The 15,467-nt window shown below is 60.9% G+C and carries 12 protein-coding genes; 4 read left to right on the top strand and 8 right to left on the bottom strand.

Annotated elements, in window-relative coordinates; translation table 11 throughout:
• Positions 1–113 precede the first annotated feature (113 nt).
• The 7 genes from HDC30_RS22100 to HDC30_RS22070 form a co-directional block, all read right to left on the bottom strand.
• Positions 114–3,566 (bottom strand): GMC oxidoreductase, encoded by a 3,453-nt coding sequence (locus HDC30_RS22100; protein WP_183784897.1) that lies wholly within the window; start codon positions 3,564–3,566, stop codon positions 114–116.
• Positions 3,567–4,637: 1,071 nt separating this feature from the next.
• Positions 4,638–5,408, bottom strand: coding sequence for an electron transfer flavoprotein subunit beta (locus HDC30_RS22095; protein ID WP_095137468.1), 771 nt, complete (start codon positions 5,406–5,408; stop codon positions 4,638–4,640).
• Between the two features lie 10 nt (positions 5,409–5,418).
• Complete coding sequence (locus HDC30_RS22090; protein ID WP_183784895.1) at positions 5,419–6,639, bottom strand: electron transfer flavoprotein subunit alpha/FixB family protein; 1,221 nt, start codon at positions 6,637–6,639, stop codon at positions 5,419–5,421.
• Positions 6,639–8,588: a dimethylglycine demethylation protein DgcB gene (gene dgcB, locus HDC30_RS22085; RefSeq protein WP_183784893.1), complete on the bottom strand. Its 1,950-nt coding sequence runs from the start codon at positions 8,586–8,588 to the stop codon at positions 6,639–6,641. The genes HDC30_RS22090 and dgcB overlap by 1 nt, the downstream gene beginning before the upstream one ends.
• 153 nt (positions 8,589–8,741) lie before the next feature.
• Entirely contained in the window at positions 8,742–10,802 is a 2,061-nt protein-coding gene (gene dgcA, locus HDC30_RS22080; protein ID WP_183784891.1) for a dimethylglycine demethylation protein DgcA, read from the bottom strand.
• Positions 10,803–10,817: 15 nt separating this feature from the next.
• Complete coding sequence (locus tag HDC30_RS22075; protein WP_007926354.1) at positions 10,818–11,348, bottom strand: DUF5943 domain-containing protein; 531 nt, start codon at positions 11,346–11,348, stop codon at positions 10,818–10,820.
• Between the two features lie 78 nt (positions 11,349–11,426).
• The gene (locus HDC30_RS22070; RefSeq protein WP_007962626.1) at positions 11,427–12,404 is read right to left on the bottom strand and encodes a dipeptidase; all 978 of its coding nucleotides are present in this window, start codon (positions 12,402–12,404) and stop codon (positions 11,427–11,429) included.
• 234 nt (positions 12,405–12,638) lie between these two features.
• Between HDC30_RS22070 and HDC30_RS22065 the strand changes: the two genes are divergently transcribed.
• The 4 genes from HDC30_RS22065 (at position 12,639) to HDC30_RS22050 (ending at position 14,259) form a co-directional block, all read left to right on the top strand.
• Positions 12,639–13,040 carry a lysozyme inhibitor LprI family protein gene (locus HDC30_RS22065; RefSeq protein WP_097089169.1) on the top strand — a complete coding sequence of 134 codons (402 nt, stop codon included), beginning with the start codon at positions 12,639–12,641 and terminating at the stop codon, positions 13,038–13,040.
• A gap of 212 nt (positions 13,041–13,252) precedes the next feature.
• Positions 13,253–13,507, top strand: a complete 255-nt coding sequence (locus HDC30_RS22060) for a type II toxin-antitoxin system RelE/ParE family toxin (RefSeq protein ID WP_096795711.1) — start codon at positions 13,253–13,255, stop codon at positions 13,505–13,507.
• Positions 13,491–13,814: a helix-turn-helix domain-containing protein gene (locus tag HDC30_RS22055; RefSeq protein WP_096795712.1), complete on the top strand. Its 324-nt coding sequence runs from the start codon at positions 13,491–13,493 to the stop codon at positions 13,812–13,814. The genes HDC30_RS22060 and HDC30_RS22055 overlap by 17 nt, the downstream gene beginning before the upstream one ends.
• 28 nt (positions 13,815–13,842) lie before the next feature.
• A complete protein-coding gene (locus HDC30_RS22050) occupies positions 13,843–14,259 on the top strand; it encodes a DUF3010 family protein (RefSeq protein ID WP_027610648.1) in 417 nt (138 codons plus the stop codon).
• A 139-nt stretch (positions 14,260–14,398) separates the two neighbouring features.
• On the opposite strand, the gene HDC30_RS22045 is transcribed toward HDC30_RS22050, so the two are convergent.
• Positions 14,399–15,343: a GlxA family transcriptional regulator gene (locus HDC30_RS22045; RefSeq protein ID WP_027610647.1), complete on the bottom strand. Its 945-nt coding sequence runs from the start codon at positions 15,341–15,343 to the stop codon at positions 14,399–14,401.
• Positions 15,344–15,467 lie beyond the last annotated feature (124 nt).

The following is a 15,467-nucleotide window of genomic DNA, read 5'->3' as shown; positions in this document are numbered from 1 at the left end:
TCTCCCACGGTCTGTACTGGTCAGAGTCAGAATCGAGTCTGTAGTCCCGCCCACCCCTTCAAGTCTAAACATACAAGCGAGCCTGCTCGCGAAGCGGTCGACTCGGTCTGCAGTCAACCGAGGGCCGTTTTCTCCAGGTGTTCAAGGATGATCGGATACACATCCACCACCGCGTTCTTGCCGAACATGCAGTCGATGTGGCCGTAGCCCGGCACCACATGCCGGCTGTAGCGCTCCGGCCCGTGGACTTCGCAGACTCGCTGGTAGGTCTTGAGCGTGCTTTCCGGCAGATAGCACTGGTTCTCCGCGCCGCTGATAAAGCAGATCGGCATCGTCAGCCGCTGGAAGTGCGGCATGTACACATCGTTGCCTTTGAAATCCACCAGATGCCCTTTGCGCACGATCAGCGCCAGGTGCTCGAAGGTCTCGATGTTCGACTCGCCGAACAGCTCGTGCAGGTTGTCGTGCAGGGTTTCGTTGAGGGTGTCGTGGCGATACAGCGAGGCGTACATGAAAGTGATGCGGTGGCACACCGGGTTGGTGCAATAGCCCTGCGCCTCGATCCGCGCGTAGCCGTTGAGGGCCTTGTCGTAGAGGCGGTTGAACCAGTTCTCCTTGCTGTCGGCGTAAGCCGTCATCGATTTGATACCGATGGCGTCGAGCATGCCCGGCAGGTGCAGACCGGCCTTCAATCCAGTGGCCGTGGCGACCACAGTGTCAGCGGCAATCTGCGAGCAGACCACCGAACGCACACCCTGCAGCCCCGCCAGCAACGACATGAAGAACGTGGTCGCGCCGTAGCAATGCACCACGCACTGCACGTCTTTGGCCTGCGTCTCCTGCTGAATTTGCGCAATGGCAGCCTTGAAGTCGTACTGGGCGATCTGGTCGCCATTCCACTCTTTCTTGCTCGCCGGCAGCAGAATGCTCACCCGGAAATCCAGCAGCCACACGTCATAGTCGTGCTTGCACAGGTACTCCAGCAGGTTGGTCTGGATGGTGTCGGTGGAAAAGATATTCGAGCCGACGCCCAGGCCGTGCACCAGCATCACTGGGCCTTTGCTGCCGGCCTGGTATCGGGTCAGGCGCAGCTCGACGCCGTCTTCGGTGGGGAAGAAATGCACCGCCGGGGTCGGCGCATCCAGCGGCCGTTTCAGGCGTGGCGGCGCGTCGGGGTTGAAGTAGATATCGCCAGCGAAGACCCCGCCGTAACTCTCCCAGAGAATCCCGGCGAAGAACTTGCCGAAGCGCGCCAGGCCTTCGATGCGCTCGCGCTCGTTACGCGCGTTGAGCACTTTCATGGTGGTCATCTGTTTGGCGAAATCGATTGGATGAATGTGCATCACCCCGGAGCCGATCACCTCGCCCGACTTGTCTGGCCCGCGATACAGCGTCACGTACAAAGTGCTGGTGTCGTGCCAGATGTTCAGCACGCCGTTGTCTTCCGGCACGGTTTTGAAGGCGCTGAAGAAATAGTCGTTGCCGTCCTCGGCGGTCAGTTTCATGTCGTATTTCATGTGCCGCGTGTCGACCTGCTGCTCGAATTGCTCGAACAGGTTGAACACGCCATTGCTGGCGGTCAGCGGTTGCGGCGACAGCGCCGGGGCATTGACCGTACCGACAATGGTCGCGGCGTGCTCCGGTTCCTTGATCATCCGGTTGAGGTCGTTGGCGGTGATGGTCAGGGTGAAGTCGATTGGCGAGTTGTCCGCCTCGCCGCGTTTGGCCGCCGCTTCGTAGACTTTCAGATCAGTGCTTTGCGCGGCGGTGAAGGCGCGGGAGAAATAGCCTTTCATGGTTTCGGTGAACTGCACGCCGAGGGTCGGCGGCGCTACCTGTTTGCGCGGTGCCGACGGCAGCGTGTAGTCGATCTTCCAGCCACGGTCGGCGGCCAGCAGGCCCATGTTGCGTTCACTCACGGCGGAGATGGTCAGCAGCGGATTGACCGCCAGCGAGGTCGGGATCACCGCGCCGTCGGTCACGTACAGACTGGCGTAAACATCGGTGCCGGCCGCGCCGCTGAACACCTGGCCCTTGTGATTGACCACGCCTTGCGTCGCGTCTTCGCCCATCACGCAACCGCCCAGCGGATGCACAGAAACGATGCTGTGCTTGAGCAGCCTGGTCCAGATCGGGTTCTCGACCCAGACCCCGCCCAACGCCTTGGTGCTCTGGTACAGACGCTCATTGCCGAGTTTGAAGTTTTCCTGCTCGCCGACACCCGGCCAGTCGATGCGCAACTGGTCCTTGTTGTCGAGAATCATCCGGCCCTGGCCGCTGTCGTGGCTCATAATCAGGTAGGTCTGCATATTGTGCAGCGCGCCGTAATACGGCCCGCGCAGGAAACTCTCGGCCTCGCGCTCCTTGTAGCCGAGCTTGCCGCTGAAACTGTCGTCGGTGGCCACGCCGATCATTTCGGCGAACCCGGCCATCGCCGGCACCATCGGCCGGCCGAGGGCGCCGGGGATCGAGCCTTCCTCGATGACCATGCGGCTGCGCCAGTCACCTTCGGTGCGCATGTCGATGATCGAGGTGATGCACGGGCCGACCGGGTGCAGTTCCTTGGCCGAATGCGCACCGAAACCGATGCCGTTGATGGTCTGCTCGCAGTTGTGGCCGAAGCCGAGGATGTCACCGTTGCCGCTCATGTTCTCGCCGAGCTGGCCGGACATCACCAGGCCCTTGTCCCGCGAACGCAGCAGAATTTCGGTAGAGCCGAGGGTGCCGGCGGAGACCACGACGATATCGGCCTTCACGAACAGCGTCGGCGCGTCGAATTTCTCGCGCCCGCTGTCGAGGTACTGGAAGTGCACGATCCAGCCATCGCCGTCGCGCTCCAGATGCCGCACCTCAGCCTGGCAGAAAATCTCCGCGCCATGGTTCCAGGCATCCGGCAGATAGTTCATCAGCGTGGTGTTCTTGGCCTTGTTGTTACAGCCCGAGACGCAGTCGCCGCACTGGTTGCACGGCAGTTGCTCGACGCCGACGTGGTTGAGGTTGTTCGGCAGTTTGTCGAAGGTCACGTTGATCGGCGGCTTGTAGAAATGCGCGCCCTGCTTGAGGTAGTCCGCCGATTTTTTGTTGGCGTCGAGCTTGGGCAGGTTCGGCGCGTTGTTCGGGTACGGATTGGGCTTGAGCATTTCCCGGGCGCGGGCGTAACCGTCCTTGAGCAGCGTATCGCGATGATCGCGTACCGCCTGCGGCCAGCGTGGATCCTCGAACACCCCGGGTTCCGGCTCCAGGGCAACGTTGGCGTTAATCAGCGATGTACCGCCGAGGCCGCAGCCGACCACCACGTTCTGCTGGGCATTCACATGCAGGTCGAACAGCCCGGTGCGCGAGCCAATGTGGCCGTCCGGGTCATGCACCTGCAACTCTTCGGTCGCGGCGATCATGGTGTTGGGGTATTCACCGGGCTGGATTTCCCGCCCGCGTTCGAGCAGGCATACCTGCTTGCCGGCCCGGGACAGGCGCGACGCAGCAATGCCGCCACCATAGCCGGAGCCGATGACGATCACGTCGTAGTGTTCCTTGATCTCGCTGATGGGCGTTGCGATGCGTGTCATGAGGGTGTTCCTCTCTCAGGCAGATGGGGCAACTCTGCGGTTGCCTGCAATCAATGGGCGAACGGGCACCTGGCCTCCGGGTCGAGCCCGGCGACAGCACAGCGGTTAAAGCAGGAGGTCGCTACAGACGAGCGCGTTGATTGGCCGCACGACGTAACGTGCGCTTGCGTGGCGAGGGGGGATGGCGATGTGGGCGGCTATCCATCATGCGTTCTCCCAGAACCTGATGTGGATAAGTGACGGCTGTCCTTGTGCCATTGCAGTGAAGACAGCGCAGGAATCGAAGTCAAGGCAACGATTTAGAACTGTATGAAATCTGACCAATTGCCGTTTGGACTATGCCCGACGTGGCCTGCAGGGTTTGGCGAACAAGTTATCCACATAGCCATGCACAGCAAATGGGGGTAACTGTGGATGACTGCGAAAATAACTCGCTGATTTGTGAAGAAAAATCGTGACTTATCCAGAATGATGTTTTGCCAGACACATTGGCTATTTTTTGATCAGGTCTTTGTAAGCCACGGTTTTCATGGCTTGTAGAGGATGGCGAACACGTTATCCACAGAAGCGCCAACAGACTTCGGGGGTAACTTCGCGGCGGCTGTGGAAAAGCGCTGAGGGCTGTGTGAAATCGTGGTTTACACGGGGATTATCAGCTTTAAAAGCTTAATCGATCAATTATTGATCAATCCTATACAGGCCACGTTTTATATGGCTTGCAGCGGACAGCGAACATCTTGTCCACAGAAGCGCCAACAGAGATTGGGGGCAACTCTTGAAGTTATTCAGGAGAAAAAGCCCGGTAAAACCGTGACTTAGGCTGGTTGTTTTTTGAGCTGGAGCCTGGAAGGCTTGATTGGCGTGGGGTACAGGGATGGGCGAACACGTTATCCACAGATCCGCCAACAGGGATTGTGGGTAAACAACACTGAAACTTGCTGCCCCCTATCCAATGTGGGAGCGGGCTTGCTCGCGAAAGCGGTGGGTCATTCAACTTTGATGCAGCTGAAACGACGCTTTCGCGAGCAAGCCCGCTCCCACAGGGGGTGTTCAGTGTCTGGAGGATTGTCGCTAGCGAACGACGCCTTCTTCGATCAGTAGTTTGAGGATCGCTTCAGCGCCGGCCTGCGCGGTGACGCCTTTAAGCACTTGTCCACCGCCGCCACTGGCTTTGGCGGTGGCAGCTTTCATGCGGTCCGCACCGCTCTTGGCCTTGATCACCTTCAAACGTTTCGGCCGTGGCTTGGCCGGTTGCAAGGTGGCAATCGCGAGCAACTCATCGTCCACCACTTCGATGTCTTCAGCCTGCAAAACTCCGCGTCGCGCCGGACCGTAGGCACTCTGTCGAGGTTTGGGCGCGGCGTTATCCACAGTCGCCAGAAACGGCAGCTTCACTTTCAACCGCCGCCGCTGCCCGCGAGGCAAGGCTTGCAGCACCAGCGCCGAACCGTCGGTGATCGACTCGACCTGCGCCAGCCCCACCACCAGCGGCCAGCCCAGCCCTTCGGCCAACAGGAACGGCAACATGCCCGAGCCTTCGCCGGTTTCCGCCTGACTGCCGGTCAGCACCACCTGGGCGCCGGCATCACGCAGATACGCGGTCAGCGCCGGCAAGGCGTCGGCGCCAGCGGGTTGCTCCAGCACATGCAGCTGTTCCAGGCCCATGCCCAGATAGGCGCGCAGTGCCGGTTCCGCGACATCCCCGGCATGCAGCACTTGCAGGTTATCCCCAGCCAGTTGCAGGCCCAGTTCTACGGCGCGCGCGTCCTGTTCGGCGCGGCGTGGCCGGCCCGAGGTCGGATGGGCACCGATGGAAACCAGACTGATGATCTTTGTGCTCATAACCCGTTCCTTAAGCCGCATCGCGCTTGGCTTCGTTGCGGTAAGCCGCTACCGCCGCGATCAACGCCTGAAGAATTTCCGCGCTCTCGCCAATCACCGACAGGTCGGCGCGTTTGATCATGTCGCAACCGGGGTCGAGGTTGATCGCCACCACCTTGTCGCAGGCACCGATGCCTTGCAGGTGCTGGATCGCCCCGGAGATACCCACAGCCACATAAACCCGTGCGGTGACCCAGGTGCCGGACGCGCCGACCTGCCGATCACGGGCCATGAAGCCATCGTCCACCGCGACCCGCGAGGCGCCTTCGGTGGCACCGAGGGCGGCAGCGGTTTCGTGGAACAGCGCCCAGTCCTTGACCCCGTTGCCGCCGGAGAAAATGAACTCGGCTTCGGCCATCGGAATCGCCGCCGGGTCCACCGCGACCGCGCCAAGATCCTCGATCCGCGACAGGCTGCGCGCCACCGTTGTGGATAACTCCACCGGCAGTGCCTCATGACGGGTTTCGCTGACCGGTTCGGCGCATTCGGCTGCGGCCAGAATCAAACGTGCGACCGGACGCGCCAGGTCTTGCAGGCCCGCGCCAGCGCGGCCGATGCATTCCTGATCCTTGACTTGCCAGACCCGCGTCGCCGGGCGTTCGCCCAGTGCCGCGGCAAAACGCCGACCGAGTTCGCCGCCACCGCTGCGGCTGTCCGGCAGCAGCCAGTGACGCGGGTTGAACTGGTTATCCACAGCCCGCAAGCCCTGCACCCGTTGCTCCGGTGCATAACCGCTGAATTGCTCGCCCTCCAGTACCAGCAAGCGATCGACGCCGGCCGTGGCGAAGGCGCTCTCTTTGTGTTCGCCAAACACCACCGCCAGCACCGCGCCGTCGTTGCCGGCCAGTTGATGAGCCAGGCCGAGCAAGTCGCGGTCGTGGCTGCTCAGGCGGCCGCCGACCATGTCCGGCACCACGCTGATGTAGAACGCCGGGGCTGGCACCTGATGCAGCGGCAACTGCACTTCAACCGTGGCCGAGCGTTTGACCGCCCCGCCCTGTTGCGCGCCGCTGCGATCGATACGCTTGATGCCGTTGGGGCCGATGAAACCGATGCCGTGCAGGTTCTTGCGGATGACGCCATTGGGGCCCATCCAGCTGTGTTGCGCCGGTTGCATCGCCGCGTGCAGCGGGTGCAGGCGGTTACGCGCAATCCATTCGGCGCGCGGGTCGCGGCGGATAATGTCGCTCATCAGTGGGCCTCCGCAGGTTCACGTTTGGCCGGTGCAGTCGGCTTGTTCGGCGCGGCGTCTTCGAGCAGCGCGTCGGCCACCAGTTCGGCGATGTCCTTGATCAGCGGACGCGGTTCGACCACGCCTTCGAGCATCGCCGTGCACTGTGGACAACCCACGGCCACCAGTTCGGCGCCGGTCTCGCGGATGTCATCCATGCGCATGTCGGGAATCCGCTGCTTGCCCGGAATGTCGGTGATCGGCGCACCGCCACCGCCGCCGCAGCAGCGCGAACGGAAGCCGGAACGTTGCATCTCTTTGACCTCGATGCCGAGGGCGCGCAGCACTTCACGCGGCGCCTCGTACTCGCCGTTGTAGCGGCCGAGGTAGCACGGGTCGTGGTAGGTCACGCTGTTGCCTTTGTGCTGACCGAGGTTCAGCGCACCGGCCTGGATGATTTCCGCCATGTAGGTGCTGTGGTGCTGCACCAGGTAGTTGCCGTCGAACGCGCCGTACTCGTTTTTCAGCACATGGAAGCTATGCGGATCGCAGGTGACGATGCGGTTGAAGCTGTATTTGGCCAGGGTCTGGACATTGCGTTTGGCGAGCAGCTGGAAGGTCGCTTCGTCGCCTAAACGCCGGGCCACGTCACCGCTGTCACGTTCTTCGAGGCCGAGTACGGCGAAGTCGACCTTCGCGGCTTTCAGCACTTTGACGAACGCACGCAAGGTGCGCTGGTTACGCATGTCGAAGGCACCGTCGCCGACCCAGAACAGCACGTCGGTGGATTTCTTTTCGCTGAGCAGAGTGAGGTTCAGATCCGCCGCCCAGTTCATCCGCCCGCCCGGAGCGAAACCGCCGGGGTTGTCAGTGGCGATCAGGTTTTCCAGGACCTCGGCACCCTTGTTCGGGGTCGCGCCTTTTTCCAGCGTCAGATGGCGGCGCATGTCGACGATGGCGTCGACGTGCTCGATCATCATCGGGCATTCCTCGACGCAGGCACGGCAGGTGGTGCACGACCACAGGGTTTCGGCATCGACCAGACCATTGACGATAGGTTGATGCGGATTGCCGCTGTGCTCACCGATTGGCTTGCCCGGATAAGGGCTACCGGCAAACTTCGCGTCAGTGCCGCCAGCGAGGCCGACGACCATGTCCTGAATCAGCTTTTTCGGGTTCAGCGGCTGGCCGGCAGCGAAGGCCGGGCACGCCGCTTCGCACTTGCCGCACTGCACGCAGGCGTCAAAACCGAGCAACTGGTTCCAGGTGAAATCCTTGGGTTTTTCCACGCCGAGCGGCGCGCTTGGATCATTCAGATCCAGCGGTTTCAAACCGGTGGAACGACCGCCGCCAAAGCGCTCGGCGCGGCGGTGCCAAGCCAGGTGCAGGGCGCCGGCGAAGGCGTGCTTCATCGGCCCGCCCCAAGTCATGCCGAAGAACAGCTCCGACACGCCCCACAAAACGCCGAGCCCGAGAATCGCCGCCAGCAGCCAGCCGCCGAAGTTCTCCGGGAGAATTCCGGCCACCGGCAGGGTCACCAGGAAGAACGAGGCGGAGAAAGCCAGCAGGCTTTTCGGCAGGCGCATCCACGGGCCTTTCGACAACCGTGCCGGCGGATTGAGCCGGCGCCGATAAACGAAGAGCGCACCGACGAACATCACCGCCGTCATCAGCAGCAGCGCATAGCCGAGGATGCGGTTATGCAGGCCGAAACCGTGCACCAGAATCGCCAGCACGATCGACGCCACCGCACCACCGGCCGTGGCGACGTGGGTGTTGGCGATGTATTTGTCCCGCGCCACCACGTGGTGCAGATCGACCATGTAACGCTTGGGCATGGCGAACAGGCCGCCGAGCAGATCGACCTTCGAGGCCCGGCCCCGACGCCACATGGCCACCCGCCGCAACGCACCCAGCACCGCAAGGGCCAGGGCTGCGAACAACAGGATTGGAAGAAGGGTGTTCAACATGGTGAAGCTCCCACCAGTACAGCCTGGAGAAACACGGTCCGCTTTACTGTGGGAGCGAGCCTGCTCGCGAAAGCGCTGGGTCAGTCGACATCATCGTCAACTGACAGATTGCATTCGCGAGCAGGCTCGCTCCCACAGGGTTTGGTGCAAGTCTTAGAAGTCTTTGCAAAGGCGCAACGCGTCATAGATCGCAGCATGGGTATTACGCTGCGCCACGCAGTCGCCGATGCGGAACAGCAAGTAGCCGCCACCGGTGCTGCTCAACGATGGCTGCGGCTGGATCGCGAACAGCGCTTCGACGTCGATCTGGCCCTTGTTGCGCGAACCCTCTTTGAGCGCGTAGTAGATTTCCTCGTCCGGACGCACGCCGTTTTCCACCACCACCTGATCGACCACCCGCTCTTCTTTGGCGCCGGTGTATTCGTTCTCCAGCACCGCCACCAGCTTGTCGCCTTCGCGGTAGACCTTTTCCAGCATCATGTCGCCGGTCATGATCACTTCTTTCGGGTACATGCTGCGGTAGTAAGTCGGGAACGATGTACCGCCGATGGCCACGCCCGGTTTGATGTCGTCGGTGACGATCTCGACCTGGCTGCCCTTGTCAGCGAGGAAGTCGGCGACCGACATCCCGGTGAACTCGCAAATGGTGTCGTAGACCAGCACGTTCTTGCCCGGCGCGACCTTGCCGTCGAGCACGTCCCAGCTGCTGACCACCAAGCCTTCGGCGGCGCCCCAGTGTTCGTTCTGCTCAAGGAACGGATGCCCACCGACCGCCAGCACCACCACGTCCGGACGCAGATCCATAATGGTTGCCGCATCGGCCGCAGTGCCCAGACGCAGGTCGACTTTCAGCCGCGCCAGCTCCAGCTGGAACCAGCGGGTGATGCCGGCGATCTGGTCACGTTGCGGTGCTTTCGACGCGGTAGTGATCTGCCCGCCGATGAATTCTTTCTTCTCGAACAGGGTCACGTCGTGGCCACGCTCGGCTGAGACGCGTGCTGCTTCCATCCCGGCCGGCCCGGCACCGACGATCACAACCTTGCGTTTCGGCCCGGTGGACTTTTCGATGATGTGCGGCACGCCCATGTATTCACGGGAGGTCGCGGCGTTCTGGATGCACAGCACGTCCAGACCTTGATACTGACGGTCGATGCAGTAGTTGGCGCCGACGCACTGTTTGATCTGGTCGATCTGGCCCATCTTGATCTTGGCGATCAGGTGCGGGTCGGCGATGTGCGCGCGGGTCATGCCGACCATGTCGACGTAACCACCCTCCAGAATCCGCGTGGCCTGGTTCGGGTCTTTGATGTTCTGTGCGTGCAGCACCGGCACCTTGACCACTTCCTTGATTCCGGCCGCCAGGTGCAGGAACGGCTCCGGCGGATAGCTCATGTTCGGAATCACGTTGGCCAGGGTGTTGTGGGTGTCGCAACCCGAGCCGACGACGCCGATGAAATCGAGCATGCCGGTGTCGTCGTAATACTTGGCGATCTGCTTCATGTCCTCGTGGGACAGACCGTCCGGGTGGAACTCGTCACCGCAGATACGCATGCCCACGCAGAAATCGTCACCGACCTCGGCGCGCACGGCTTTCAGCACTTCCAGGCCGAATTTCATCCGGCCTTCGAAGCTGCCACCCCATTCGTCGGTACGCTTGTTGACGCGCGGGCTCCAGAACTGGTCGATCATGTGCTGGTGCACGGCGGACAGCTCGACGCCGTCCAGACCACCGGCCTTGGCACGGCGCGCCGCCTGGGCGTAGTTGCCGATCACCCGCCAGATCTCTTCCGGCTCGATGGTCTTGCAGGTCGCACGGTGCACCGGTTCACGGATACCCGACGGCGACATCAGGGTCGGCCAGTGGAAACCATCCCAACGCGAGCGTCGGCCCATGTGGGTAATCTGGATCATGATCTTGGCGCCATGCTTGTGCATGGCGTCGGCCAGGTTCTGGAAGTGCGGAATGATCCGGTCGGTGGACAGGTTGACCGAACTCCACCATTGCTGCGGACTGTCGATGGCGACCACCGACGAACCGCCGCAGATCGCCAGGCCAATGCCACCCTTGGCTTTCTCTTCGTAGTATTTGACGTAGCGCTCGGTGGTCATGCCACCGTCAGTCGCGTAGACCTCGGCGTGCGCGGTGCTGAGCACGCGGTTACGGATGGTCAGTTTGCCGATCTGGATCGGCTGGAACATTGCTTCGAAAGCCATGGCGGGTTCCTCGACTTACAACGGCTTGACGGTGAACAGGCCGTCGTCGTGGCCTTCTTCGGAGCCACCGTAGACTTGCTCGGCAACCGTACGAATCTTGCTGCCGCGAGCGGCGAGGATCTGGTCCATGGCGCCGGCAAACCAGCCGGTGAACATGTAGTCAACCTTGCGCCCGACCTTGCCGTAGACGTAGACGAACGCGGAGTGTTCGAGCTTGACGCTGGCGGTGCCTTTGTCGAGGTCGATGTCCTGAATCTTGAACAGGCCCCAGCCGCGTTGCGACAGGCGCTTCATGTAGTGTTCGAACACCGCGACGCCTTCCAGGCCGTGACATTCGGCTTCTTTTTCACACCAGTGCCAGGCGGACTTGTAGCCGGCCTTGTAGAGGATTTCGGCATAGGCGTCGGCGCCCAGCACTTCCTCGATGCCCATGTGGTTATTGACGAAAAAGTGGCGTGGCACGTAGAGCATCGGCAGGGCGTCGGAGGTCCAGACACCGGTTTCGCTGTCGACTTCGATTGGCAATTGCGGGGCGATCTTGGCCATGGAAACTTAACTCCAGAAAATTCGGTTTGTTGCCCCCGGCGCGGACGGCCGGGGGAAAGGATTCAGAAGTGCGGTGGCTTATTCGCCCCAGACGTCCTTCAAGACGTTGACCCAGTTCTCGCCCATGATCTTGCGCACCACACGCTCGGAGTGGCCGCGCTTGAGCAGGGTTTCGGTCAGGTTCGGGAACTCGCCGACGGTGCGGATGCCCAGCGGGTTGATGATCTTGCCGAAGCTGGTCAGACGACGGGCGTAGCCCTTGTCGTGGGTCAGGTATTCGAAGAAGTCCTGGCCGTGCCCCTGGGTGAAGTCGGTGCCGATGCCGATGGCGTCTTCGCCGACGATGTTCATGGTGTATTCGATGGCTTCGGCGTAATCGTCGATGGTCGAATCGATGCCCTTGGCGAGGAATGGCGCGAACATGGTCACGCCGACAAAACCGCCGTGGTCAGCAATGAACTTCAGTTCAGCATCGGACTTGTTGCGTGGGTGCTCTTTCAGACCCGACGGCAGGCAGTGGGAATAGCAGACCGGTTTTTTCGATTCGAGGATGACTTCTTCGGACGTCTTGGAACCGACGTGGGACAGGTCGCACATGACGCCGACGCGGTTCATCTCGGCGACGATTTCGCGACCGAAGCCCGACAGGCCGCCGTCACGCTCGTAGCAGCCGGTGCCGACCAGGTTCTGGGTGTTGTAGCACATCTGCACGATGCCGACGCCGAGCTGCTTGAACACCTCGACATAGCCGATCTGGTCTTCGAAGGCGTGGGCATTCTGGAAGCCGAAAAGGATGCCGGTCTTGCCCTGCTCCTTGGCGCGACGGATGTCGGCGGTGGTGCGCACCGGCATCACCAGGTCACTGTTTTCGCGGATCAGCTTCTGGCTGGCGGCAATATTGTTCACAGTCGCCTGAAAGCCTTCCCACACCGACACGGTGCAGTTGGCCGCCGTCAGACCGCCCTTGCGCATGTCTTCGAACAGCTCGCGGTTCCATTTGGCAATGATCAGACCGTCGATAACGATGCTGTCGGCGTGTAATTCGGCTGGGCTCATCAGGCGTCCCCTTATTGGCGATTCATGCGCCGAATCGTCTGCCGGCGCTTTGGGGCCAGCATATGCCTCGGTGCCGGGGCGACCGGGTGCAAAAACGACAGGGGAATTGCCGAAAGCGTCAATCCGCGACAAAGGGTCGCCAGGCGCTGCGATCAGCTACCTGTTCAAGCCCGCCAGCTTGAGCCAGAATCTGGCGCATCTTGGATACACCACTGGATTAGAGCGGCGACAACCATGAAATCGATCTTCCTGGCTTTGGCACTGATGGCGACCGGCGTACACGCCGCCGAAGAGACCGACAACAACCCGTGCGACGCGGTGGAAAACGACGTCCAGACCCTGGAATGCTCGACCTACAGCCGCAGCACCGCCGAAGACCTGCTCAAGGACAACTACGCCAGCCTCAACGAGCGCATGCAGACCACCTACGGCAAAAACGCCGCGCAACTGGCCGACATCACCGCCAAACTGAAAACCGCCCAACAACAATGGCTGAAAACCCGCGACGCCGATTGCGCCGTGGAAGCCTTCCCCGCCACTGAAGGCAGCAAGGCATTCAAGATTGCGCAGAATGATTGTGTGGCGCGGATGAGTGACGAACGGTCGGAGTTTTTGGAGTCGATTGGGCAGGAATGATCCTGAATGTTCCGCTGAAAGCTGGAACTGCCTCCAGCTTTCAGCCGCACTATCCCCTCTTCCTACAAAGTACTCCGACCTCGCCTACACAAATTTCTTGAACGCCCGAAGCTGCGGGCCTTTCACGCAACATGCTGTCAACGATTGTTGATTGGCCTCCGAAGAAACATAAGCAAAGATTCGCGAATCTTATAAAAGACTTATATTCTTCCATGAACAGCATCCACTGGACACGAAAGGCCGTTAAGCAACTCTTGAAATTGCACTCTGTGCATCAGGTAAAGGTTCGAGATGCCGTTACGTCGCTCGCCGACATGCCTGATGTGGGCAATGTCAAAGCACTGATTGGCCATGACTACGCCTACCGCCTGCGCGTCGGCAATTATCGAGTCATGTTTGACTGGGATGGCGCAATCAAAGTGATCAGTATTCAAGAGGTCAAGAAACGCGATGAACGCACCTACTGACATCCAAATCATCAACGACGCTGAAGGCAACCCAGCCTTCGTCGTCATCCCTTACGCGCAGTACATTGCGCAGAAAAAGCAGCCCGACCTGATTCCCCATGAAGTCGTCAGTCGGATGGTCGACGGGGCGACACCGATCCGTGCCTGGCGTGAATATCTCAACTTGACTCAGGAAGAAGTCGCCAAACGCATGGGTATTTCACAACCGGCGTTTGCTCAGCAGGAAACAGTCGCCAAGCCTCGCAAGGCCACACGCGAGAAAATTGCCGCAGCGTTCGGCATCACCGCCAATCAGCTTGAGTTGTAGGCTGCCCTCTTTATTCAAAGGAATTCCCATGAACATCTGCGGCATCGAAATCAAAGGCAGCGAAGCGATCATCGCCGTGGCCTCCCTTGACGGGGCAACGCTGAGCCATGTGGCGCTCAACACCAAGAAAATCGCCCTCGACGATGACGACGAGGCGGCCAACGTCAAACGCTTCGCGGCGCAGGTCGCTTCGTTTGTGCGCGAGCATTCGATTGACCGGATTGCGATCAAGAAGCGCAGCAAGAAGGGTGAGTTTGCCGGTGGGCCGACCACGTTCAAGATCGAGGGGGTGTTTCAGTTGCTGGAGGGGTGCGAGGTGACGCTGTTGTCGCCGCAGACGATCAATGCGCAGGCCAAGAAGCACAACTTTGAGCTGCCGGGGACGCTGAACAAGTATCAGCATGAGGCTTACAAGGCGGCGTGTTCGGCGTTGGTGAAGAAGTAACCTTTTCTTCAGACACTGAAGATCAAAAATGTGGGAGCGGGCTTGCTCGCGAATGCGGAGTGTCAGTCGACACATGAGTTGACTGATCCACCGCATTCGCGAGCAAGCCCGCTCCCACATTGGTTTTGTGTACATTCATTCAGGCTTGGGCGGTACGCCGGTCTTCGCGGGGGCAGCGAGCGAACCTCGCTCGATAGCTGCGGGTGAAATACGACGGTGATTCAAAGCCGCAGGCGATGCTGACTTCGAGCACGCTCATATCGGTCTGACGCAACAGCTGCCGGGCTTTCTCCAATCGCAGGCGCAGATAAAAATTGCTCGGTGTGTCGTTCAGATGCAGCCGAAACAGGCGCTCCAGTTGCCGCCGTGTCACCTTGATCGATTCCGCCAGTTGCAGCGTGGTCAGCGGTGGTTCGCTGTGTTGTTCCATCTCGCCAATCACTTGCACCAACTTCTTGTTGTTGATGCCGTAGCGCGTGGCGACTTCCATGCGCTGGTGGTCCTTGCGCGGACGAATCCGCCCCAGCACGAATTGTTCGCTGACCTGAATCGCCAGTTGCGGGCCGTGGGCCTGGGCGATCAGATCAAGCATCAGATCGATAGACGCCGTGCCGCCCGCCGAGGTGATGCGCCGCCGGTCAATCTCGAACAGTTCCTGGGTGACGCTGAGCTGTGGATAAGATTCCTTGAACGCATCGATGGCTTCCCAGTGCAGGGTCAGGCGATGGCCGTCAAGCAGGCCGGCCTCCGCGAGGACGAAGCTGCCGGTGTCGATAGCGCCAAGGGTCACGCCTTCGTTGTCCAACCGGCGCAGCCAGTGCTCAAGAGTCGGCGTGGCGAACTTCAGCGGTTCAAATCCGGCCACCACCAGCAACGTCGCACCTTTCTTCAGCGGCTCCAGCGCCGCGTCGGCGTTGACCGACATGCCATTGCTCGCCAGCACCGCCCCGCCATCGGCGCTGAGCACGTGCCAGCGGTACAGCTCGCCACGAAAACGGTTGGCTACCCGCAGCGGTTCGATCGCGGAGATAAAGCCGATGGCGGAAAACCCCGGCATCAGCAGAAAGTAGAAATCCTGGGACATGGGCGCACTCGGTTAGCGGGTAGCGTGGATCGTTGATACGCCGATTGTCGTCAGCGTTCAAGCGCACAGGTCGCTACAGTGCAAGAGCCAGTCGCCGCAGTGCGCTTTCAAAGGCCTACAGCTG

It is taken from the genome of Pseudomonas sp. JAI115, from assembly GCF_014200835.1.
In the GTDB taxonomy this organism is placed as follows: domain Bacteria; phylum Pseudomonadota; class Gammaproteobacteria; order Pseudomonadales; family Pseudomonadaceae; genus Aquipseudomonas; species Aquipseudomonas putida_A.
The sequence above is the reverse complement of the archived record's forward strand: the minus strand, read 5'-3'. Positions and strand labels throughout refer to the sequence as shown.

Coding starts and splice junctions, on each gene's coding strand:
- HDC30_RS22100 (WP_183784897.1), bottom strand. CDS start 3,566: ATGACACGCATCGCAACGCCCATCAGCGAGATCAAGGAACACTACGAC.
- HDC30_RS22095 (WP_095137468.1), bottom strand. CDS start 5,408: ATGAGCACAAAGATCATCAGTCTGGTTTCCATCGGTGCCCATCCGACC.
- HDC30_RS22090 (WP_183784895.1), bottom strand. CDS start 6,639: ATGAGCGACATTATCCGCCGCGACCCGCGCGCCGAATGGATTGCGCGT.
- dgcB (WP_183784893.1), bottom strand. CDS start 8,588: ATGTTGAACACCCTTCTTCCAATCCTGTTGTTCGCAGCCCTGGCCCTT.
- dgcA (WP_183784891.1), bottom strand. CDS start 10,802: ATGGCTTTCGAAGCAATGTTCCAGCCGATCCAGATCGGCAAACTGACC.
- HDC30_RS22075 (WP_007926354.1), bottom strand. CDS start 11,348: ATGGCCAAGATCGCCCCGCAATTGCCAATCGAAGTCGACAGCGAAACC.
- HDC30_RS22070 (WP_007962626.1), bottom strand. CDS start 12,404: ATGAGCCCAGCCGAATTACACGCCGACAGCATCGTTATCGACGGTCTG.
- HDC30_RS22065 (WP_097089169.1), top strand. CDS start 12,639: ATGAAATCGATCTTCCTGGCTTTGGCACTGATGGCGACCGGCGTACAC.
- HDC30_RS22060 (WP_096795711.1), top strand. CDS start 13,253: ATGAACAGCATCCACTGGACACGAAAGGCCGTTAAGCAACTCTTGAAA.
- HDC30_RS22055 (WP_096795712.1), top strand. CDS start 13,491: ATGAACGCACCTACTGACATCCAAATCATCAACGACGCTGAAGGCAAC.
- HDC30_RS22050 (WP_027610648.1), top strand. CDS start 13,843: ATGAACATCTGCGGCATCGAAATCAAAGGCAGCGAAGCGATCATCGCC.
- HDC30_RS22045 (WP_027610647.1), bottom strand. CDS start 15,343: ATGTCCCAGGATTTCTACTTTCTGCTGATGCCGGGGTTTTCCGCCATC.